The organism is Bradyrhizobium sp. HKCCYLRH3059 (assembly GCF_051168035.1).
Taxonomy (GTDB): Bacteria; Pseudomonadota; Alphaproteobacteria; order Rhizobiales; family Xanthobacteraceae; genus Bradyrhizobium.
This window is the reverse complement of record NZ_JBNPUF010000010.1, coordinates 207,237-227,879: the sequence shown is the minus strand read 5'-3', so window position 1 is coordinate 227,879 and position 20,643 is coordinate 207,237. Positions and strand designations below refer to the sequence as shown.

21 protein-coding genes are annotated in these 20,643 nt (G+C 66.6%); 4 read left to right on the top strand and 17 right to left on the bottom strand.

What is annotated here, in order from left to right; all coding sequences use genetic code 11:
• Nucleotides 1–63: 63 nt before the first annotated feature.
• Entirely contained in the window at nucleotides 64–510 is a 447-nt protein-coding gene (locus ACQR13_RS27985; RefSeq protein ID WP_315753444.1) for a nucleoside deaminase, read from the top strand.
• A gap of 21 nt (nucleotides 511–531) precedes the next feature.
• On the opposite strand, the gene ACQR13_RS27980 is transcribed toward ACQR13_RS27985, so the two are convergent.
• From ACQR13_RS27980 to ACQR13_RS27945, 8 genes are all read right to left on the bottom strand, one after another.
• Nucleotides 532–1,824: a cytochrome P450 gene (locus ACQR13_RS27980; protein ID WP_434841677.1), complete on the bottom strand. Its 1,293-nt coding sequence runs from the start codon at nucleotides 1,822–1,824 to the stop codon at nucleotides 532–534.
• Nucleotides 1,824–2,543, bottom strand: a complete 720-nt coding sequence (locus tag ACQR13_RS27975; protein WP_434841676.1) for a class I SAM-dependent methyltransferase — start codon at nucleotides 2,541–2,543, stop codon at nucleotides 1,824–1,826. Before ACQR13_RS27975 ends, ACQR13_RS27980 begins: the two co-directional genes overlap by 1 nt.
• Nucleotides 2,540–3,034: a hypothetical protein gene (locus tag ACQR13_RS27970; protein WP_315716692.1), complete on the bottom strand. Its 495-nt coding sequence runs from the start codon at nucleotides 3,032–3,034 to the stop codon at nucleotides 2,540–2,542. Before ACQR13_RS27970 ends, ACQR13_RS27975 begins: the two co-directional genes overlap by 4 nt.
• 50 nt (nucleotides 3,035–3,084) lie before the next feature.
• Nucleotides 3,085–6,315 carry an AAA family ATPase gene (locus ACQR13_RS27965; protein ID WP_315753436.1) on the bottom strand — a complete coding sequence of 1,077 codons (3,231 nt, stop codon included), beginning with the start codon at nucleotides 6,313–6,315 and terminating at the stop codon, nucleotides 3,085–3,087.
• 116 nt (nucleotides 6,316–6,431) lie between these two features.
• Entirely contained in the window at nucleotides 6,432–7,715 is a 1,284-nt protein-coding gene (purD, locus tag ACQR13_RS27960; RefSeq protein WP_315716690.1) for a phosphoribosylamine--glycine ligase, read from the bottom strand.
• 71 nt (nucleotides 7,716–7,786) lie between these two features.
• The gene (locus ACQR13_RS27955; protein ID WP_315716689.1) at nucleotides 7,787–8,101 is read right to left on the bottom strand and encodes a transcriptional regulator; all 315 of its coding nucleotides are present in this window, start codon (nucleotides 8,099–8,101) and stop codon (nucleotides 7,787–7,789) included.
• A 4-nt stretch (nucleotides 8,102–8,105) separates the two neighbouring features.
• Nucleotides 8,106–8,654 carry a hypothetical protein gene (locus tag ACQR13_RS27950; protein ID WP_315753434.1) on the bottom strand — a complete coding sequence of 183 codons (549 nt, stop codon included), beginning with the start codon at nucleotides 8,652–8,654 and terminating at the stop codon, nucleotides 8,106–8,108.
• A 13-nt stretch (nucleotides 8,655–8,667) separates the two neighbouring features.
• Nucleotides 8,668–9,570, bottom strand: coding sequence for an alpha/beta hydrolase (locus ACQR13_RS27945; RefSeq protein WP_315716716.1), 903 nt, complete (start codon nucleotides 9,568–9,570; stop codon nucleotides 8,668–8,670).
• 218 nt (nucleotides 9,571–9,788) lie between these two features.
• On the opposite strand from ACQR13_RS27945, the gene xseA reads away from it, so the two are divergent.
• A complete protein-coding gene (gene xseA / locus ACQR13_RS27940; protein ID WP_316171665.1) occupies nucleotides 9,789–11,405 on the top strand; it encodes an exodeoxyribonuclease VII large subunit in 1,617 nt (538 codons plus the stop codon).
• Between the two features lie 7 nt (nucleotides 11,406–11,412).
• Here xseA and ACQR13_RS27935 read toward each other — a convergent pair whose 3' ends face one another.
• Nucleotides 11,413–12,243, bottom strand: coding sequence for a dienelactone hydrolase family protein (locus tag ACQR13_RS27935; RefSeq protein ID WP_315716686.1), 831 nt, complete (start codon nucleotides 12,241–12,243; stop codon nucleotides 11,413–11,415).
• A gap of 201 nt (nucleotides 12,244–12,444) precedes the next feature.
• On the opposite strand from ACQR13_RS27935, the gene ACQR13_RS27930 reads away from it, so the two are divergent.
• Nucleotides 12,445–12,672, top strand: a complete 228-nt coding sequence (locus ACQR13_RS27930; RefSeq protein WP_315716685.1) for a DUF2093 domain-containing protein — start codon at nucleotides 12,445–12,447, stop codon at nucleotides 12,670–12,672.
• On the opposite strand, the gene lpxK is transcribed toward ACQR13_RS27930, so the two are convergent.
• Genes lpxK through ACQR13_RS27900 form a run of 6 tightly spaced genes read right to left on the bottom strand, consistent with a single transcriptional unit; the run spans nucleotide 12,642 to nucleotide 18,209 of the window.
• Nucleotides 12,642–13,667, bottom strand: a complete 1,026-nt coding sequence (gene lpxK, locus ACQR13_RS27925; RefSeq protein ID WP_315716684.1) for a tetraacyldisaccharide 4'-kinase — start codon at nucleotides 13,665–13,667, stop codon at nucleotides 12,642–12,644. The two genes, ACQR13_RS27930 and lpxK, sit on opposite strands and share 31 nt — an antisense overlap.
• Nucleotides 13,660–14,967 (bottom strand): 3-deoxy-D-manno-octulosonic acid transferase, encoded by a 1,308-nt coding sequence (locus ACQR13_RS27920; protein ID WP_316168031.1) that lies wholly within the window; start codon nucleotides 14,965–14,967, stop codon nucleotides 13,660–13,662. The genes lpxK and ACQR13_RS27920 overlap by 8 nt, the downstream gene beginning before the upstream one ends.
• Complete coding sequence (locus ACQR13_RS27915; protein ID WP_315716682.1) at nucleotides 14,960–15,700, bottom strand: lysophospholipid acyltransferase family protein; 741 nt, start codon at nucleotides 15,698–15,700, stop codon at nucleotides 14,960–14,962. Before ACQR13_RS27915 ends, ACQR13_RS27920 begins: the two co-directional genes overlap by 8 nt.
• 17 nt (nucleotides 15,701–15,717) lie before the next feature.
• Nucleotides 15,718–15,957, bottom strand: a complete 240-nt coding sequence (locus ACQR13_RS27910) for a DUF4170 domain-containing protein (RefSeq protein WP_009031572.1) — start codon at nucleotides 15,955–15,957, stop codon at nucleotides 15,718–15,720.
• Between the two features lie 58 nt (nucleotides 15,958–16,015).
• Nucleotides 16,016–16,819, bottom strand: a complete 804-nt coding sequence (locus tag ACQR13_RS27905) for a 3'(2'),5'-bisphosphate nucleotidase CysQ (RefSeq protein WP_315753464.1) — start codon at nucleotides 16,817–16,819, stop codon at nucleotides 16,016–16,018.
• A 1-nt stretch (nucleotide 16,820) separates the two neighbouring features.
• Nucleotides 16,821–18,209, bottom strand: coding sequence for a TldD/PmbA family protein (locus ACQR13_RS27900; protein WP_409998678.1), 1,389 nt, complete (start codon nucleotides 18,207–18,209; stop codon nucleotides 16,821–16,823).
• 284 nt (nucleotides 18,210–18,493) lie between these two features.
• Between ACQR13_RS27900 and ACQR13_RS27895 the strand changes: the two genes are divergently transcribed.
• A complete protein-coding gene (locus ACQR13_RS27895) occupies nucleotides 18,494–19,018 on the top strand; it encodes a DUF6101 family protein (RefSeq protein WP_315753424.1) in 525 nt (174 codons plus the stop codon).
• On the opposite strand, the gene ubiA is transcribed toward ACQR13_RS27895, so the two are convergent.
• The gene (ubiA, locus tag ACQR13_RS27890) at nucleotides 19,019–19,951 is read right to left on the bottom strand and encodes a 4-hydroxybenzoate octaprenyltransferase (RefSeq protein WP_315753422.1); all 933 of its coding nucleotides are present in this window, start codon (nucleotides 19,949–19,951) and stop codon (nucleotides 19,019–19,021) included.
• Nucleotides 19,948–20,625 carry a hypothetical protein gene (locus tag ACQR13_RS27885; RefSeq protein WP_409998679.1) on the bottom strand — a complete coding sequence of 226 codons (678 nt, stop codon included), beginning with the start codon at nucleotides 20,623–20,625 and terminating at the stop codon, nucleotides 19,948–19,950. The genes ubiA and ACQR13_RS27885 overlap by 4 nt, the downstream gene beginning before the upstream one ends.
• Nucleotides 20,626–20,643 lie beyond the last annotated feature (18 nt).

Below are 20,643 nucleotides of genomic sequence, written 5' to 3'. Positions count from 1 at the left end.
AAATCGAGGTCCGGTTTTGCTGAAGGGCGATGCAGTACCAGACTTATCCGGGCATTACGAGCCATGAACGCTCCTTCTTTCATGGATCTGGCGTTGAAAGCGGCCGAATCGGCCGCAATTTCCGGTGAGGTGCCGATCGGCTGCGTCGTGGTGCGGGACAATGTGGTCATCGCCACCGCCGCCAACCGTACGCTGACCGACCGCGACCCCACCGCCCATGCCGAGGTCCTGGCGCTGCGCCAGGCCGCGCAGGCGATCGGCAGCGAGCGGCTGGTCGATTGCGACCTCTACGTCACGCTGGAACCGTGCACGATGTGCGCCGGCGCCATCTCCTTCGCCCGCATCCGCCGGCTGTATTATGGGGCCGCCGATCCCAAGGGCGGCGCCGTCGAATCCGGCGTCCGCTTCTTCGCCTCACCGACCTGTCACCACGCGCCGGAGGTCTATTCGGCCGTCGGCGAGCAGCAGGCGTCCCAGATGCTGAAGGAGTTCTTCAAGGCGCGGCGCTGACGAGACCTCGCCCCGGCCGCATCATTCGCGAAAGCGGATGTGGATGGGAAGGCCGCTGACCCCGCTCATGAACGGCGACTCGACCCGGCGCACCCGTCCGGCGAGCGCGATATGCGACGTACGACGGAGCAGCTCCGCGAACATCGCGCGCATCTGCATCCGCGCCAGCTGCAGCCCCATGCAGACATGCGGGCCGCGGCCGAAGGCGATATGCGGATTCGGACTGCGATCGATCCGGAACGTGCCGGCGTCGTCGAACATGGCTTCGTCGCGGTTGCCGGAATGGAAGAACAAGGCCAGCGCCTCGCCCTCGCGAATGACCTGGCCGGCGACCTCGGTGTCGCCGACTGCCGTCCGCATGAAATGGCGCACCGGCGTGGTCCAGCGCAGCATCTCCTCGATCGCCGGATCGAGCAGCTCCGGCTCGGCGCGCAACCGCTCGAGCTGGCCCGGGTCCGCGAGCAGCGCCTCGAGCCCGCCGGCCAAAGCGAGCGAGGTGGTGTCGTGGCCGGCCGTAACCAGCAGGATGAAATAGGAGATCAGCTCGTAATGCGGCATTGCGGCGCCATGCGGCGCGCTCTCCGCGATGAGGCTGGCGAGATCGTCGCGCGGGCTGGCGCGGCGGTCGGCGACCACGGCTTCGAAGTAGTCGCGCAGCGCCAGCATGGCCATGCGCATGGTGTCGCCGGGCGCCTCGGCAAAACGCCGCTGCGGATCCTCGGCGGCCACGAACGCCTGGGCGAGCCGGGCAAGCCGTGCGTCATCGGCTTCGGGCGTGCCCAGCATGCGACCGATGACGCGGAAGGTGAAAGGCAGCGCGACGTCGCGTGCGAAATCGCAAGCATCACCACGCGCAGCAACCCGGTCGAGGATCTCGGCGGCCCATTGCGTCAGCCAGCTCTCCATCGCGCGCAGAGCCGGCGGCGCGAAGGCGCCCTGGATGACCGCGCGATAGGCAGCGTGATCCGGGGCATCCATCTCGGTGAGGCTGCGGACGGCCTGCGGCTTGCCGGTGACCCGCTGCAGCACGGCCTCCGAGGCTTCGCTGGCAAGATAGGTGCGGGGTCCCGCAGCGAAATCCCTGCTCCGCGTCTCGATCGCGACGATGTCGGCGTAGCGCGTGACGGCCCAGAACGGACGCACGCCCGGGCGCTCGACCCAGTGCAGCGGCGCATGCTGGCGCAGCAGTGCGCAGGCCCGTTCAAGCCGCAAGGGGCTGGCGTGACCTTTCGAGGAGATCAGCACATCCACCGCGCGCGCGATCGCGGCAGCGTGTCCACCGGGCTTGGATGAGAGCAACGGAGCTGCGGACATCAGTGCGACGGATCGCCGTCCGAGACGGCCGCCTCGGGTCTGCGGCGCACCAGCAGGGTGAACTCCTTCATGCCGTAACCGCCGATGACCTCGACCGGCGCGGCAAACTCGCGCTCACAATGGGCCACCCAGATCTCGGGCGTGGTCCGGTACAGCCGCGCCGTCGCGGCATCGGAGGCCTCGTCGTCATCGTCACCGTGGGCCCGCATGAAGTTGACGCCGAAGCCGCGGCGGCTGGTGGCGAACATCTGCCGCAACAGGCCCTTGATGTAACTCTCCCAGGCCTGGCGCGGATAGCCGACATTGACGTTCATGATGCCGGACGCGACCGAGTAGTCGGCGATGCGCGGGCTCTCCGCGGCAACGACGAAACGCCGCTGCGGGCCAGCAAAGCGCCGACGGGCGCGGCTGATCATGGCGCGCGACAGATCGATGCCGAGATAGTCGATCTCGCAGGTCGGATAGCGCGCAGCCAGAAAGGGCACCAGCGCGCCATAGCCACAGCCGATGTCGTTGAGGCTGAACGGCGCCGACGCATCGCACAGCTTCATCAGCTGCACGAAGCGCAGGCCCTGCGTCGCCTCGCATGACCAGTCGACGCCCCGCGGCGTCGCGCCATGACGCGCGACGCATGCGGTGTAGTAGGCATCGACGTCGGAGCAAATGGCCTGAATAGAAGGAGCCTTTTGTCCGGCGCCGTCGCCTGCGGTCAGGCTCATTTCTTGCCGCGCTTCTGAACACGCCTAGTGCGAGCAACTTCCGCCAGATTCTGACGCGCCTCTCGTCCGGGAGTGGTCGGGATCGAAACGATCACATGCGTTTCGAGCGAGAACACGACCGGACGGCCTTGCGTAACCGTCACCCGAGGATCGTCCGCTGCCGAATGGCAGACAATCGAAACAGGAAGCGGCTTCTCGGATTCCAGGTCGTCCTTGAACGCCCGGATGACACGGTCGTGACCATTCACACCATCTAGATCGGAGGGATAGGTCCTGAGGTGTTCCAAGAAACGGTACCACCGGCGACGCTCAGTCCAATCCTGCGGCACGATCCCCAGCAAAGCGAACGATTGCTGCAAGCCATGCTGCAATGAAAAAACTCCAAACTCGCGCTGCAGCTCGACCATTTCCGGCAAAGCTTCAGCCTCGAAACGCCTATTCAACTGCACGAGAATATCGAGCGTCGTACTGTCTTTAATCATCATCCCCATGTGCCCAGCCTCCTAATAATGCTTCATGGAAAGCGGGCATACTGCACGGGTCATCTAGTACCTTCAAGGGAGGATCGGCACGCTATCAACATGGGTTTGTAGACCTCGGCACCCGAGACTTCCAGCAGGCGCTCGGCGTCGAGCAGCGATCCGACAGCTTCTGCGTCGTTCCGAAAATCGGAGTCGGACGAACTGATCAAACATCGCAGCAGCACCGCGTGGAGTTCACCGATCCTATCCGTCCTGCGTCGGGCGATGACGCTGGCTTCCTCAGCAACGTCGAGTGCACCACGGAGGTCTCCTGCGCGATAAAGGACGTCAGCCAGATCGCTCATCATGCGCGCTTCGAACTCGAGGCCTGCCCTGGCGCGCCTCGAGTACTCGATCGCTTCCCTGAGATCATACGCGGCGTGAGTGAAATCGCCTGCAGCCGCCCGAGCAAGACCAGCCCCTGCCAACGCCTGCACCCGAATGTACGGCATGCCCGACGCTTCAGCGATCTGAAGCAGCTCGGCCGAGTGCAGAGCCGCGGCCTCAGCACGACCTTGCCATCGAGCAAATTCAACAGCGGCAAAGTGCGGGATAAAACGGACCACCGGAGCCAACTGTTCGGGAGGGGTATTCAACAATTCGAAAAGCTGAATTTCGAGCTCAGCGAAACAGCCGAGCTGGACCAGGATTCGCGTCCTGAGGCACTTGATCCAATATTCAACATCGAATCCCAGGATCTGATTTGGCGTCAGCCCCAGGGTTACACTACTGTCAAAACCACCTTGGTTAGCGATCGTCGCCTGCGCCGTGTTCGCCGCTGCTAGCGCGTCTCGTGCTCTCCCCGACAGCAGAAGCGCCTGCGCCAGCATGGCGTTGACGGTCGCATAGCGGCCGACATCGCCCTCCTCCGAGGTCAGCTTGACCGCATTCTGCACGAGGTTGACGTAGTCGTCGGCTGCGCCGGTCGAGGCGAGGACGCGGCCGTAAGCGCCGAGCAGGATCGGCTCGTGCATCTTGTCCGAGGAGCGCGCATAGCGCAGCGCCTCCTCGGCGAAAGGCCTCACCTCCTCGGCCGAGATGCCCTCCCGCCATCCGCAATTGAGGATCTGGCCGCTGGCAAGCGCCCTGAGGCGATCGACGTGCTCGGATGGCGGCACCGTCTGCAGCATGGAGCGGATCTTTTTCCAAAGCCGCAGTGCCTCGGCCGTATTGGTGCGGCCGATCCAGCGCGCCGCGCGCTGCAGATGCTCGACGGCCTGCATGGTCTGGCCGGCGAATTCGTAGTGCGAGGCGATCAGGGCGGCGAACTCGTCCTGCGTGCCCCAATCCAGCGCCTCGATCGCCTTGGCCACGGCCACGTGCACGCCGCTCAGGCGCGAGCGCAGCTGCATGGCATAGGCCACTTCCTGGATCAGCGGATGGCGGAAGGCGAGCACGCCCATGTCGAACGGCGGCATATCATAGAGAAGATCGGCATGCCTCAGTTGTGCGAGCGCGTCGAACAGGTCCGCCTCGCTGAGCCCCACGACAGGCTTGAGCACGGCGAGCGCGACCGAGCGGCCGATCACAGCCGCTGTTTCCAGGACGCTCTTGGCGGTCTCGCTCAGACGGTCGATGCGGGCCGCTACCACGGCATGCACCGTCGGCGGCAGCGGAATCGGGCCGATCCCGCCCTTCAGCCGATAGGCGCCGCGCTCACCCTCGAACCCGCCGCTCTCCGAGACCGCGCTCGCCAACTCCTCGAGGAAGAAGGGATTGCCCTGCGCGCGCTCGATGATGTCGCCGACCAGCGCCTCGAGCGATGCGTCGTCGCCGAAGACGCCGCGCAGCAGTTTGCGCGCCTCGGCGGATGCGAGCGGCACGATGTGCAGCTCGTGAAACGGAGCCCGCTGCATGAAGGACGCGGCAAAACCAGGCCTGTAGTTCACGACCAGCAGCGTCTTGGTGCCAATCGAGGCCTCCGCAAGCGCCTCGACGAACTCCTCGCTGGCCTCGTCGAGCCAATGCAGGTCCTCGATCATGATCACCACGGCGCCATCCGCCGGCGCCGAGCGGAACAACGTCTTGAACACGTTGAGGAGACGCGTCTTGAACACGCCCGGATCGAGCCGAAGCGCAGGACGAGACGGATCGGCAAGGCTCATGAAGTCCAGCAGCAGCACCAGCGCCGTATCGGGAATGCCGAGGGCTTCGAGTCTGTCGACCACGCGCTGTCGCGACACCTCGACGGGCTCCTTCGCCCGGATGCCGAAGAAGTCGCGCAACAATTCGAGCACCGGCTGGAACGGGGTGGCGCGGCCATGTGCCAGCACGCGCGCCTCGTAGACGCGAATGCCCTGGCGGCGACAGTGCTCGGCGAACTCGAAGCACAGCCGGCTCTTGCCGATGCCGGCCTCGCCGACGATGCCGACCACAGCGCCACGCGCCGCCAGGACGTCGTCGAGCTCGCGTTCGAGCACCGCAAGCTGAGCGTTGCGCCCGATCAGCGGCAACAGGCGTTGGCCGCTGCGGAAGACGTCGCTCGCCGGCGCGTTCAGGCGGCCGATCAGCTTGTAGATCGACACCGGCGAGGCAATGCCGCGCAGCGTGTGGGTGCCGAGCGGCTCGGCTTCGACGAACTGCCTGGCGCCGGTGTAGGTCTCCTTGCTGATGAGGATGGTCCCTGGCTCGGCCATGTGCTCCAGACGATTGGCCAGATGCACGTTGGCGCCGGCCGCATCGTAGGTCTGGTACATGCTGTTCTCGACGACCTGGACGATCACCTCGCCGGTGTGCAGTCCGACGCGGACCTGCAGATGCGGATCCGCCAGGCGGGCGATCGAGTCCTGCATCGCGAGCGCACCGAGGCAGCCACGCACGGCGTGATCCTCGTGCGGCACCGGCGCGCCGAACAGGGCCATGACGCCGTCGCCCTGTGTCTTGTTGACGACGCCGTCATAGCGGTGAACGGCCTCTTTCATGAGGTTGAGGACCGGATCGAGCCGTTGCATCGCGAGTTCGGGATCGCCGAGACTATCGATCAGCTGGGTCGAGTCACGAATGTCGGCAAACAGGATGGTGAGTCGCTTGCGCTCACCGCCCTTGCTGCTCAGGGTCCGCAGCACCCGCTGGGCGTTCTGATCCGGCTGAGCCAGCCGGCCCGGCAACGGCGCGCCGCATTGGCCGCAGAAGCGATTCGACGGGCTGTTGGTCTGGTTGCACGCCTCACATCTGAGGCTGAGCGGCTCGCCGCACCGGTCGCACGAGGCTCTCCCGGGCTGATTCTGCCTGCCGCACCGCGCGCATTCCATGGCCCCTCCGTTCCACGGCGGAACTGATTCATCCCATCACGGCATGAGTCTATGGAACTGCCACAATTCTCGCGGGAAAAATAGCCTTCCGGGGCCGCCTGCGGCGATCACGATGCTCAGCCCCGACCGCTTTCCTGCGCCACCGCCTGCCAGGCAATGTCGCGCCGGCAGAAGCCGTCAGCCCATTTGATGCGGTCGACGGCCTGATAGGCCCGCGCCTGAGCCTCGGCGACGCTCTTTCCCGACGCGCAGACATTGAGGACGCGCCCACCATTGGCGAGAATGGCGCCGTCTTTCGCCACCGTGCCGGCGTGGAAGATCTCCACGCCCTCGATCCTCGCGGCATCGTCGAGTCCCTCGATGACACCGCCCTTTGCGTAGTCGCCGGGATAGCCCTTCGCGGCCATGACCACGGTGACGGCGGCGTCGGGAAACCAGCGCAGGTCGAAATTCTTCAACTGCCCATCGCAGGCGGCCAGCATGGCGGGCACGAGATCCGACATCATCCGCAGCATCAGCACCTGACATTCCGGATCGCCGAAGCGCACGTTGTATTCGAACAGCTTCGGCCCCTGAGCCGTCAGCATCAGGCCGGCATAGAGAATGCCCTTGAAGGGTGTGCCCCGGGCGCTCATCCCGGCAATGGTCGGCTGAATGATCTGATTCATGATCTCGTCATGAATCTCCTGCGTCACGAACGGCGTCGGCGAATACGCTCCCATGCCGCCGGTGTTCGGTCCCTGGTCGTGATCGAACACCCGCTTGTGGTCCTGGGCGGAGGCCAGCGGTATCGCGGTCTCACCGTCGCACAGCGCGAAGAACGACACCTCCCGCCCTTCGAGAAACTCCTCGATGACGACCTCGGCGCCAGCGACGCCAAAGCCGCCCTCGAACATCATCTTGATGGCGTCCTCGGCCTCGGCAACCGTCTTGGCCACGACGACACCCTTGCCGGCCGCCAGCCCGTCCGCCTTGACGACGATCGGAGCGCCGTGCTCGCGGACATAAGCGAGCGCCTCGGGGGCATTGTCGAAGCGGCAGTAGGCGCCGGTCGGGATGTCGTATTCGGCGCAGAGATCCTTGGTGTATCCCTTGGAGCCCTCGAGCTTGGCGGCGAGCCTGGATGGGCCGAACGCCTTGATGCCGGCAGCCTCGAGATCATCGACGATGCCGGCGGCGAGCGGCGTCTCGGGGCCGACCACCACCAGATCCACCTTGTTCGCCCGGCAGAAGGCGATCACCGCCGCATGATCGGCGACGTCGAGCGCGACACATTCGGCCTCCTTGGCGATCCCGGCATTGCCGGGCGCGCACCACAGCTTGGTGAGCAGCGGCGAGCCGGCAATCTTCCAGGCGAGCGCGTGCTCGCGGCCGCCGGAACCAAGGAGCAGAATGTTCATCGTCGATGCCGTCGCAGAGGGGTGGGCCAATTTGGACGCCCCAATTGCCCGGCCCTCGCAACGGAGTCAAATCATGGCTCCGGCGGCTTCGCGGCAGCGCCGGCAATGATGCCCTGCAGGTTCGCGACATAGCGGGCGAAGGCCGCACGGCCGGCCGCGGTCGCCGTGACCGTGGTCTGCGGCTTCTTGCCGACGAAGGCCTTGTCCACGGCGACGTAGCCGGCCCGCGCCAGCGTGTCGATATGCGCGCCGAGATTGCCGTCGGTGGCGCCGGTCAGCTTCTTCAGCCGGACGAATTCCAGCCCGGCCACGGCAGGCAGGGCATTCAGCGCCGCCATGATCTTCAGCCGCAGCGGTTGGTGGATGATCTCGTCGAGCTCCGCCAAACCGTCAGCTCCGCCGCATCCACAAGCCGCCGAGAACCAGGCCACCGCCATTGACGAACGCCATCCACAACGGGAAAGCCTTGCCGATGAAGAGGTAGCCGACCAGGGTCAACGCGGTGACGCAAAGGCCGAACACCGTGAACGCCGCGCCGAACCACAAGCCGGCGAGGCCGTAGAACAGCATGAAATAGATCGGCCAGAATGCGCCCATCTCGCGCGGTCCGAAATGGCCGATCGCTTCGACGAAGAAGCCGAACGCAAAGAACATGACGAAGGCGAGCAGCGCCCGGAGATCGAAGCTGCGTACGCCGGAACGCGCCTTCTCCGTCGCGCCCAACCCCAGCGACCCGGCCAGACCGAGGACATAGACCGATAGCCAGGCCTTGTCGGCGTAGTTGGGCGCGAGATAGGTCACGAGATTGCCGGCGAAGACGAGAACGCCCCAGAGGATCATCAGCAGGCTCGACAGCCGATAGATCTGCGACTGCCGCACGCGCTTCGTCACATCCTCGATGTCGCTGAGCGCCCGCGCGGCTTCCAGGCTGTCAATCATGCGGTTTGGACCTCTAGTGCGTCGCCACGTCCTCGGCGATCGCGCTCACCGCCTGCGGCGCCGACACGATCTCCATGTGATTGACGCCAGCGATCAGCTTCACGTCAACGCCCGGCACGACGGCGTGCACCGCATCTGCATATTTGTCGGCGAGCATCAGCTCGTCATCGGCGCCGGCGATGACGGTCACCGGGTGCTTCGCCGCAGTGAAATCGGCCTTGTAGCCACGGGTCGCGAAATTGCGGAACAGCCGGTAGCTGTAGGTCGGCGCCAGGAATTTCTCCGAGTTCGGCCTGACAGCAAAGGCCAGCACAGGCAGTGCCTCGCAACACGGCATGCCGATGCGCCTGAGCACGCCGAGCGCCAGGATGCGCGGAATGTCGGGACCGGCCCAGCCGCCCGAATTCTCCCGGTTGGTCGGCGCGTCGTAACCCAGATAGGGCGCGAGCAGCACGGTGCGCGTGAACAGATCCTGGATCGGGGCGCTCGCCGCGCGCAGCGCGAAGCCGCCGCCAGCCGAATGGCCGAGCAACACGATCGGTTGGGCCGGAATCGACCTCCTGACCTCGGCGACGAGGTCGGCGAGATCGTCTTCGAGCTGTCCGAGATGGCCGATGTCGCCGCGGGTGCCGGAACCGCCATGGCCGCGAATGTCGGGCGCGAAGGTATCGATGCCGCGCGCCGCCAACGCATCGGCAAGGGCATGCACGGCGACGCTGGAGCCGGAGGAGCCGTGGACCACGATGGCGACCTTGCCGACAGCCGTTCCGCGCGCCGGGTAGTGGCGATAGGCGAGCTCGGTGCCATCGCGGGCACTGAAGCGCTGCAGGCCGGGCATGGTGCTGCGGTCGACCTGGCCGGCCGTCTCCGAGATCGACTTGAGCTCGGGCGGGCGCACCAGTGGCGTCGCGATCATCGCAGCCAGGGCCAAAGCGAGCACGCCCACGAGGCAGAGCCCCCATCCTAGGACCCGAAACAGGAACTTCACGCCGCGTCGCACGCTGTCCTCCAACTTTTCTGCATTATACAGAGTACTCTGTATTATAGAGTTATCGAAAAGGCAATGGCTTGATTGGCGGCGGACGCGGAAAGCCCCTACCTTGGCTGCTGCTCCCCGAACCGAATCAAACAGCGATGCCGCCTGCGGAAGCCTTGCCCAACGCGCCCGAATTCACCGTCACCGAGCTGTCCTCGGCGCTGAAGCGCACGGTCGAGGACCAGTTCGGCCACGTCCGGGTGCGCGGCGAGATCACCGGCTTTCGCGGGCCGCATTCCTCGGGGCATTGCTATTTCGCGCTCAAGGACGAGAGCGCCAAGATCGAGGCGGTGATCTGGAAGGGCGTGCATGGCCGCATGCGCTTCAAGCCCCAGGAGGGGCTCGAGGTGATCGCCACCGGCAAGCTCACCACCTATCCGAACTCGTCGAAATACCAGATCGTCATCGAGGCGCTGGAGCCGGCCGGGATCGGCGCGCTGATGGCGCTGATGGAGGAGCGCAAGCGGAAGCTCGGGGCCGAAGGACTGTTCGATCCCGCACGCAAGCAACTGCTGCCATGGCTGCCCGAGGTGATCGGCGTGGTCACCTCGCCGACCGGGGCCGTCATCCGCGACATCCTGCACCGGCTCGAGGACCGCTTTCCTCGCCGCGTGCTGGTCTGGCCCGTGAAGGTGCAGGGCGAAGGCTCGGCCGAGCAGGTTGCCGCCGCGATTCGTGGCTTCAACGATTTGCCGCAGGATGGCCCGATCCCGCGGCCCGACGTGCTGATCGTCGCGCGCGGCGGCGGCTCGCTGGAGGACCTGTGGTCGTTCAACGAGGAGATCGTGGTCCGCGCCGCGGCCGAGAGCATGATCCCGCTGATCTCGGCGGTCGGCCACGAGACCGACGTGACCTTGATCGATTTCGCCGCCGACAAACGTGCGCCAACGCCGACCGCAGCCGCGGAAATGGCGGTGCCGGTGCGCAGCGAGCTGATGCAGGAGGTCGCAAGCCTCGCGCGCCGTGTCGGCGTCTGCTGGCAGCGCAGCCAGGAGAGCCGCCGCAACGAGCTGCGCGCCGCCGCGCGCGCCCTGCCCGGCCCTAGCGATCTGCTCGCCATTCCCAGGCAGCGGCTGGATTCGGCGGCCGCCGGCCTGCCACGCGCGCTGAAGACCAACACGCATGTACACTTTCGCCAATTCGCGGCGGCGAGCGCCAAGCTCACTCTGCGCGTGCTGCACGCGCAGATCGCGCAATCACGCCATCGTCTCATCGCGTCGTCCGAGCGGCTGTCGCTGTCGTCGCGCGGCCAGTTGCACCGGCGGCGCGAGCGATTCGAGGCGCTCGACGCCCGCTTCAAGGCCTCGCGCCAAGCCTACGCCCAGGCCAAGCGCCAGGCCATCGGTCGCGAGCGCGACCGAACCGAACGTCTTGCCGAGCGGGCCCGGCGCGCGTTGCTGACCCAGCTTCAGCGCCTGTCGGCCCGCGTCGGCCAGAACGAGAAGCTCCTCACCGCGCTGTCCTATCGCAGCGTGCTGGCCCGTGGATTTGCCCTGGTGCGTGACGAGGCCGGCCACCCGCTGCACCATGCCGCGAGCATCGGTCCGGGCGCCGCGCTCTCGATCGAATTTGCGGACGGCAAGGTCGCGGCCACGGCGGGCGCGGACCGCCCGCTTCCGCCGGCAGCGCCGTCATCGCCGAAACCTGCGCGCGAGGCCAAGCCTTCGGCACCGAAGCGCACGCCCGATCCCGCCGACCAAGGCAGCCTGTTCTGAGTAGCCTTCAGCGCGCCAGCCAATCGGCCACGAGCTTCTGCGCATCGGCGCGCGCCTCGGGATCCGAGCCGACATGGCCGCGCTCGGGCGCCCCGGCGTCGGATCCCGCGACCTGATGCAGCGGCAGGTTCACACGATCGAAATCGTGATAGGCGCCGGGATAGATGACGATGCGGGTCAGCGCGCTGCGGCCGCGCGCGCCATCGATCATCTGCCGGCACGCGGGCGGCGAATAGACGTCGTCCAGGCCGCCGATCAGCACCAATGTCGGAACGCGCGTGCTCCAGCCGAGGCCGGACGAGGCGCGGCAATCCGGATAGAACGCCACCGCCGAGCGAAAATCCGGCGAGACATGCTCGGGCAATTGCGGGCGCACCGCCCACAACAGCGCGCTCGCGCCGGCCGCCCAGCCGACCAGGCTGACCCGGTCGGGCATCGCCCAGGCTTGCTCGGCCAACCATTTCTGCGCGATCACGATGTCGGCGACACGCTCGCGCCGGCCGCTGATACGACGCTCCTTGACGCGGCATTGCGGGCCCAACCCGCGCGAGCCGTAGCTGTCCGGCAGCAGGACGGCCTTGCCGTCCCTGACGAGTTCCTCGGCCCAGTCGCGATAGCGCGGCAGCACCGGCTCCGAGCGGCCGGAAAGCCCGCCGCAGCCGTGGAGCGCGACGACGACCGGAAATGGGCCGGCCCCCTTCGGCCGGTAGAGCTGGGCGTGCAGCACATAGCTTCCCGAGGGGATCTCGACCGCGACGGGCGCTGGCAACGGCTCTGCCAAGGCTGGAAACGCCGTGGCGCAGAGCAGTGAGACGACGATGGCGACGAGGGAGCGCATCAAACCAGCCGGGCGGGACAAGCGGCGGATATCGCAATCTAGCTAGCACGGAGTTTCGAGCAGAAGCATCACAAATCAGTGGGTTTGCGCGGGGGGACAGCGTCCCCCATCTATGCTAGGAAATCATCGAAATTCGGCCTGTCGTGTGCGCGCGGCGCCCGCGTAGGGGGACTTCACGTCAAGGAATTGGAGATCGCGGACGTGCTCAACAAGTTTGGTCCCTCGGGCCAGGGCGAGGCGCAGGTGCAGTATCTGGATGGCGATTTCCGGGTGATCTCACCGGGAAGCTATGTGCGCTGCGCGGTCACCGATGTGCGGATTCCGCTGGACGAGCTGAAGTATTGGAGTGTCGATCTGCAGGAAGCCTACGCCCTGCCGAGCGCCGTGCTGCAGCGGCATTATCCTGGCGCATTGAAGGCCAACGGCTGATCTTTGCGCTTCGCTGACAGCCGTTGCACAACCAGCGCGCGCAACGCGGCGAGATCGTCGAACTGCAGTGTGACCGGGAATGCCATGACATCGGGCGCGGCCTCGTGGCCGCGGAACCGCACGAGATCTTTTTCCGTGGTCACCAGGGCAAATCCATCACGCCTGGCTTCGTTGGCGAGGGCCACGACGTCGCCCGCCGTGAACGGGTGGTGGTCCGGAAAGGCACGCTCGCGCCTGACGTCGAGACCAGCGCCGCGAAGGGTGCGGAAGAAGCGGGCGGGGTCGCCGATCCCGGCAAACGCCAGCAACGGCCTGCCCCGCAGCGCCGCAACGATCTGCGGATCTGGCCGCAACGCGGCTGAAAACACCGGCTTGCCGGCCGCCAACACATGTGAGGCGACCGCCTCGCTGGCTCCGCCGCTGCCGATCACGACCAATGCGTCGGTGCGCGCCAGTTGCGGCGGCAGCGGCGCGCGCAACGGTCCGGCGGGAAACACCTCGGCATTGCCGAGGCCGCGCGCGCCGTCGATCACGATCAGCGCGAGATCCTTCGTAATCGACGGATTCTGGAAGCCATCGTCCATCAGGATGACGGTGGCGCCTTGCGCCTTGACGAGACCGATGCCGTCGGCGCGATTGCGCGCCACGACGACCGGCACCCGCGCGGCCATCATCAGCGGCTCGTCGCCGACATCGGCAGCCTCATGGACCGCAGGATCGACGACGACGGGACCGCCCAGCCGGCCGCCATAGCCACGGCTCAGCACCACCGGCCGCTCGCCGAGGTCACGCAGAATATCCGTCAGCGCCAGCACGGTCGGCGTCTTGCCGGCTCCGCCGACGTGGAAATTACCGACGCAGATCACCGGCAGGCCGGCATCGACGCCGCCTTGCGCCATCCGACGTGCGGCAACGGCGCCGTAGAGTGTCGAGAGCGGAGACAGCAGACGCGATTGCCAGGAGGCCGGCCGATGCCAGAAGGCCGGCTCACGCATCGCCGGCGGCCCCCATCTCGAGCCTGACCTGCAACAGATACGGCTCGAGCGCTGACAGCGTCCGCTCCAGCGCGCCACCGAGCTGATCGACCACCCGCGTTCCTGCCGCAACCAGGCTGTTGCCGGCTGCGGGATCAGCGAGCAGTTGCCGGAGTTGGCGGATCAGCGCCTCCTGATCGTGGGCGAGCCTGGCTCCCCCGGCTTTGTCCAGCGACTCATAGACGTCGGTGAAGTTGAACACGTGCGGCCCGTGCACGATGGCCGCACCCAGCTTGACGGCCTCGATCGGATTCTGGCCGCCATGCTCGACCAGCGAGCCGCCCATGAACACGACCGGCGCCAGCCGGTAGAACAGGCCGAGCTCACCCATCGTGTCGGCGACGTAGATGTCGGTGCCGGCGAGCGGCTGGTCCTCCCGCGACCGCAAGGCGCCCCGCAGGCCGGCACTTGCGACGAGCTCGGCGACCGCCGGGCCACGATGCGGATGGCGCGGCACGATCACGGTGAGCAGCGACGGATAGGACACCGACAAGGCCCTGTGGGCCGCAATCAGGATCTCGTCCTCGCCGGGATGCGTGGAGGCGGCGACGACGACCGGACGGCCGCGCGTCATCGCCGTGAGCCGATCGAGCTTCGCCGGATCGGCGGGCGGCGCCGGCACGTCGAGCTTGAGATTGCCGGTGGTGATGACGTTGCGCGCGCCGAGCGCGGCGAACCGGTCGGCATCCGCCTGCGACTGCGTCAGGAAGAGATCAAAGCGTCCGAGCAAGGCGGAGATGGTGCCGGACATGCGGCGCCAGCGCGGGAACGAGCGCGGCGACATGCGGCCGTTGATCACCACCATCGGCACCCGCCGCGAGGCGCCGGCGAGGATGAGATTCGGCCAGAGGTCCGACTCGATGAACAGCCCGAGCGAGGGACGCCAATGATCGAGAAACCGCTCCACGAAGCGCGGCGTGTCATAGGGCACGTATTGGTGGATCACGTCGGGCGGGAAGCGCTTGGCCACGATGGCGGCCGACGTCACGGTGCCGGACGTGATGAGGATGCGGATGTTGAGCTCACGCAGCCGCTCGATCAGCGCCGCCGCCGCCAGCACCTCGCCGACGCTGGCACCGTGAATCCAGACCAGCGGACCCAGCGGGCGCGTGTCATGGCTCAGGCCGCGCCGCTCGTCGGTCCGCTCGGGATCCTCCTTGCCGTGCTTGAGCCGCTGTCTGATCAGTGCCGGCGCAAGCGGCACCGCCGCCGAGGACAACCCGCGGTAGACACGCAGGGCCATCGGCAGCGGGCTAGGCACTCGATGCTCCCGACGCGACCGGCGGAGGACAGGCCTCGGGACGGCCGACGATCTCATAGGCGCGGCGCATGCATTCGTTCAGCGTCGCCTCGAGGTCGAGACGTGCCTCTTCCATCATCGCGGCGTCGGCATCGCGCGGCACGTTGATTTCCTTGATTCCCACCAATGCGCCGCGGCCGAATGGCAAATTGATGGTGGTGCTGTCCCAGTTCTTCAGGCGGATGAAGCGGCTCGTGACCATTGCGAACGGCATGATCGGACGTCCTGATTCGCGCGCGAGCATGATGATGCCGAGACCCGCAATCCGCGCCCGCTTCGGCACATCGGCGGTCGATGCAACATTATAGTTGTCTTCGAGCGCCCGCACCATCTCCTTGAACGCCCCCACCCCGCCTTTCCGGTGGAAGGAGGAGCCATGATCGCCGGAGCCGCGGATGGTTCCGATGCCGAGCCGCTCGGCGGCGATCGCGTTGAACTCGCCGTCGCGATGCCGGGAGATCAGCACCTTGGCGCGATAGCTCGGCTTGTTCTTGATGAAGGGGGTCAGCAGATGCTGGCCGTGCCAGAACGCGAAGATCGCCGGCATCTGCGGCTCGACGATGTCGTAGACCTCCGGCGGCTCATAGGTGAAGCGGTTGGTCAGCCACACCAACCGCAGGTACTCGGCCGCGAGGAACCCGACGGCACGCTGGAACCAGCCGCTACGCAGCGTATTACGGATCAGATGTTTCAAGTCGCGAGCTTTGCGTCTTACTTCGCATCCTGACCGGGATCGAGCAGCCGGTGCAGGTGAACGATGAAATAGCGCATGTGGGCGTTGTCGACCGTCATCTGCGCCTTGGCTCGCCAGGCGGCGTGGGCCGCCGCGTAGTTCGGATAGACGCCGACGATATCGACCTTGTCGAGATCCTTGAATTCGTTCTTGTCGAGATTGATGAGCTCGCCGCCGATCACGAGGTGAAGGAGCTGCTGCGAGGCGCTATCTGTCATCGGTATCGTTTCCTAGTCAACGCCTTGCAGGCGACGTGGAGGGGGCGATCCAGGGCGATCAGTCCGGCGGTAACCTGCGATACTGCGCGACGATGTCGGCATGTCGGTCGCGGCCCGCTGCCACCAGCACCCCGTGCACCACCTCCGGACGATTATAGAGGATCGCCTCGCCGGACAACGCGGTCATTTTACCCCCCGCTTCCTGCACGATCAAATGAGCCGCCGCAAGATCCCAATCGCGGCTTTGCCCGCCTGCAAAAGCGGCATCGAGCCCGCCATGCGCGACACGGCAAAGGCGCAGCGCCAATGATCCGATTCGCGGATGGAGTTCAATCCGCGCAGAATCCGGAGCCAGCCGCTCAACCAACGGTTTTGGACCGGCCACGCGCGAGAATTCGAGCTCTCGTCCGGGCGCCACCCGAACCGGCTGTTCGTTCAACGTGGTGCCGCTACCGCGGGCGGCGAAGAAGAACTCCTCGCTGACCGGGACATGCACGGCGGCGAGTATCGGCGCACCGTGCTCGACCAGCGCAACGCTCACGCACCAATCGTTGCGGCCGCCGAGATAGGACCGCGTGCCGTCGATCGGATCGACGATCCAGACCCGTGACCGGCCGAGTCTTTCCCGATCATCCGCGCTTTCCTCGGACAGCCAGCCGTAATCCGGCGTTGCGGATCGCAGCCTGCGTTCGAGCAGTGCATTGACCGCCATGTCGGCTTCGGAGACGGGCGACGACGCCCCCTTGGTCCATTTGCGCAGCTCCGTTCCGAACATCGAACGTGCGAGCTCGCCGGCTTCGCGGACCGCCTCCTTCAGGAGCCTGGCGTCTGCCGCGAGGCTGGTCTCGTTCGGTTTCTCGATCTCATCGTCCGCCAAGCGTCAATCCTTCGATGCGCACCGTCGGCGCATTGACGCCATAGCGGAATTCCAGATCGCTGGCGGGCGTCATCGACTTGAATATCTCGAACAGATGCCCGGCGATCGTCACCTCGCTCACGGCATAGCCGATCTCGCCATTCTCGATCCAGAAGCCGGACGCGCCGCGGCTGTAGTCCCCGGTGACGCCGTTGACGCCCGAGCCGATCAGGTCGGTGACGTAGAAGCCCTGCTTGATGTCCGAGATCAGCTCCTTGGCTGTCACGACGCCGGCTTCGAGATGCAGATTGAACGGACCGGGCGAAGGCGACGACGACACGCCGCGATGGGCGTGGCCGGTCGTCACCATGCCGAGCTCGCGCGCGGTGCCCGAGTCCAGCAGCCACGTCGTCAGCACGCCGTCGTCGACCAGCGCGGTCTGCTTCACCTTCACGCCCTCGGCGTCGAACGGTTGCGACCGCAGTCCGCGCTTGCGCAGCGGATCATCGATGATGCGGATGCCCTTGGCGAAGAGCTGCGCGCCGAGCTTGTCCTTGAGGAAGCTGGTCTTGCGCGCGATCGAGGCGCCGTTGATGGCGCCGACCAGATGTCCGACCAGCGAGCCGGACACGCGGGGATCGAACACCACCGGCACCTGGCACGTCGCAACCTTGCGCGGATTGGCGCGCGCCACCGCGCGTTCGCCAGCGCTGCGCCCGACGGCCGCGGGCGCCAGCAGGTCGGCGCCGTGCGGAGCCGCCGTGTAGTCGTAGTCGCGCTCCATCCCGGTGCCTTCGCCGGAAATGGCGGTCGTCGAGATGCTCTGGCTCGAACGCAGATAGGCGCCGTGAAAACCGTCGCTCGTGACCAGCACCATGCCGCCGATGCCGGTCGAGGCCGACGCACCACCGGACTTCGTCACGCCCTTCACGCCGAGCGCGGCGGCCTCCGCCTCCTGGGCACGGCGCTCCAGCTCTGCGGTCGAGGGAATCTGCGGATCGAGCAGGTCGAGCTCGGGAATATCGCGCGCCAGCAGCGCCGGATCGGCGAGGCCGACATATTGGTCGTCAGGCGCCACCCGCGCCATCGCCACGGCCCGCTCGGCCAGCCGCGCCACACCGTCGCCGCTGACGTCGTTGGTCGACACCACGGCCTGGCGCTTGCCGACGAGAACGCGCAGGCCGACATCGTCGCCTTCCGAGCGCTCGGATTCCTCGACTCGCCCGTCACGGACCTCGACGCCTTGCGAGATGCCGCGCACCGCGATGGCATCGGCGGCATCGGCGCCGGCCTTCCTCGCGGCTTCCACCAGCCGCTCGGCGAGCGTTCGCAGGGCGGACTGGTCGAGCAGATCTGATTGGGCTGATGTCGACGATGAGGCTGGGGAAGAGGTCACGAACACGATCCGATCGATGTCAGGTGGGCGGCGAAGACGGCTCAATCCAAACGAAATGTGGCCTGTTCACGCCGACTTCAAGCAGGACGGCAGACGGCACATCGGATTGTCGGCAAATCGGCAAGGTCTCGTCAATCATGCGGGGCAAGCGCTTGTCAATCATGACGGTGAGAGGATCATGCGTGAGATCTGATTAACCAGGCTTGTTAAGCCGATACGGGCGATCCGCGTGGCAAGGTCACACGCATCGACCGGGAGCATAATCCCGGCGGGGAGACCAAGCCGTGAGGCGTCAAACAGCAACAGGCGGAAGCAATTCCGCTGGGTCGGGCCGCGTCCTGCGGCTCGACCCTCTTTCCCTACCCGTCTCGTACAGCGCGCACGATACCCGTGCCGATGGCGGGATCCGGCAGATCGAATTGCACCGGGAGCGCGTGGTCCTGCGGCGTGCCGTCAGCGGCATGCGCATGGCCCTGAACCTCCGCGTCAGCGACTTCCTCGGCATCGGCGTGCGCGAAATCGACGCCACGCAGGTGATGCTGGTGCTCGTCCACCGCGACCCCTCCCTGACCATCCCGCTCTGCGTCAGCGACGACCAGAACGAGATCGTTGCTGCGTGGGCGATGTGGAGCGAGACGTTCGCGCTGCCGCAGTTGCAGGACGCGCGCCGCGAGGCGACGCCGCGCCGCCGCCGCCGCAACGCGATCCGCTCGCGCCGCCCGCGCTTCCTGATGCGCCGCCGTGTCGGCTACCAGCTCAATCCGGCCTCGGTCCATCGCGGCGAGCGCGAGATCATCGCGCGCAACTGATCAGGTTGCGCGCAGCACGGCATCGACCAGCAGCGCTGCGAACAGCAGCAGCCCAGCATCGCGGTTCGACTTGAACACCCGCAGGCACAGCGCCGGATCGGCGATATCCAGACGCCAGATCTGCCAGCCGAGATGCGCGGCAAAACCCGCGAGCCCGAGCCACGCCGCGACATGCACATGGGCGGTCGCGAAGGCGGCCCCTATCAGCATCACGGCCAAACTGTAGAAGACGACCAGCGCCAGATGGGTGCGCTCGGCAAACAGGCGCGCGGTCGACTTGATGCCGATCAGCGCGTCATCCTCGGCGTCCTGATGCGCGTAGATCGTGTCATAGGCGATCACCCACGAGATCGACCCGGCGTAGAGCAGCAGCGCGGTTGCATCGATGCGGCCGAACGCAACCGCAAATCCCATCAGCGCGCCCCACGAGAAGGCGAGACCCAGCACGACCTGCGGCCACCAGGTGACACGCTTCATGAACGGATAGATCGCGACGATCAGCAACGAGGCGATGCCGGTGGCGATCGCGAACCGGTTGAACTGTAGCAGCACCACCAAGCCGATCAGGGCCTGCGCCACCAGGAAGGCGAGCGCCTGCTTCACGCCGACCTGTCCGGCCGGAATCGGTCGCGAACGGGTGCGCTCCACCTTGGCGTCGAGATCGCGGTCGGTGATGTCGTTCCAGGTGCAGCCGGCGCCACGCATGACGAACGCGCCGACGAAATAGAGCCCGATCCACGCCGGCAGCATGGACAGGTCCCCGCCGATCCCGGCCGCCAGAGCGGCCGACCACCAGCACGGCATCAGCAGCAGCCAGGATCCGATCGGGCGATCGAAGCGGGCGAGCCGCAGGTAAGGCCGGCTCCACACCGGCGCCAGCGTGTCGACCCAGTTGCCGGTCGCGTCAGCAACGCGGACGGCGGTCGTGCTCATCGGGTGAGAACGTTGCCAGTCATGGTGTCGAAGGCGGAACCGCCCTTCTTCGTCGTGTTGGCCTCAGGCAGCGCAGCCGACGAGCCCAGCACGTCGCTCAGGCTCGGAGCCGCGGGCCTTCCGGCCCCCGACTGCATCTGCGCCGCCACGGCACAGACCTTCTTTTCCAGCGCGTCGGTGTTCTTGTGACCGGCCTTCAGCTGATCGGAGATCTGCTGGGGGATGCCGCAGCTCGCCGCATGCGCCTCGACATATTTGATCATCTTCACTTCGGCCTTGCCGAAATTGGCGATCAGCTTGCAGGCCTCGTCAGGCGAGGCCTTGCGGTCGCTCGCGGCCTTGATCAGCTTGCCGCGACGCTCGGCTTCCTCGCGCAGCGGCATGAACTCCTTCATGCAGCTCTCCGGCGGGCCACCCTGCGGCGCGGCTCCCATCGGGGCCGGCTGGAAGCCGCCACCGCCACCGCCGCCGAACGCCGAGGCGCCTGGACTGGGGAACGGACTTGCCGGGGCTGCAGCCCGGGTCGGCGCCGCACCGTTGATGGGTGGAAACGGCGAATTGCTGGTCTGGGCCTGGCCAGGCATCGGCGCGGGAAACGAGCTCTGCGCGAAGACCTGCCCTGTGGAGAGCACCAGCGCTGCAATGGCGAGCGGCATGAAAGACTGGCGGACGATCAAGGCTGGTTCTCCGGC

Coding starts and splice junctions, on each gene's coding strand:
- ubiA (WP_315753422.1), bottom strand. CDS start 19,951: ATGAGCACGACCGCCGTCCGCGTTGCTGACGCGACCGGCAACTGGGTC.
- ACQR13_RS27975 (WP_434841676.1), bottom strand. CDS start 2,543: ATGAGCCTGACCGCAGGCGACGGCGCCGGACAAAAGGCTCCTTCTATT.
- ACQR13_RS27950 (WP_315753434.1), bottom strand. CDS start 8,654: ATGATTGACAGCCTGGAAGCCGCGCGGGCGCTCAGCGACATCGAGGAT.
- ACQR13_RS27965 (WP_315753436.1), bottom strand. CDS start 6,315: ATGGAATGCGCGCGGTGCGGCAGGCAGAATCAGCCCGGGAGAGCCTCG.
- ACQR13_RS27945 (WP_315716716.1), bottom strand. CDS start 9,570: ATGATCGCGACGCCACTGGTGCGCCCGCCCGAGCTCAAGTCGATCTCG.
- purD (WP_315716690.1), bottom strand. CDS start 7,715: ATGAACATTCTGCTCCTTGGTTCCGGCGGCCGCGAGCACGCGCTCGCC.
- ACQR13_RS27910 (WP_009031572.1), bottom strand. CDS start 15,957: ATGACAGATAGCGCCTCGCAGCAGCTCCTTCACCTCGTGATCGGCGGC.
- ACQR13_RS27970 (WP_315716692.1), bottom strand. CDS start 3,034: ATGGGGATGATGATTAAAGACAGTACGACGCTCGATATTCTCGTGCAG.
- ACQR13_RS27980 (WP_434841677.1), bottom strand. CDS start 1,824: ATGTCCGCAGCTCCGTTGCTCTCATCCAAGCCCGGTGGACACGCTGCC.
- lpxK (WP_315716684.1), bottom strand. CDS start 13,667: ATGCGTGAGCCGGCCTTCTGGCATCGGCCGGCCTCCTGGCAATCGCGT.
- ACQR13_RS27985 (WP_315753444.1), top strand. CDS start 64: ATGAACGCTCCTTCTTTCATGGATCTGGCGTTGAAAGCGGCCGAATCG.
- xseA (WP_316171665.1), top strand. CDS start 9,789: ATGCCGCCTGCGGAAGCCTTGCCCAACGCGCCCGAATTCACCGTCACC.
- ACQR13_RS27935 (WP_315716686.1), bottom strand. CDS start 12,243: ATGCGCTCCCTCGTCGCCATCGTCGTCTCACTGCTCTGCGCCACGGCG.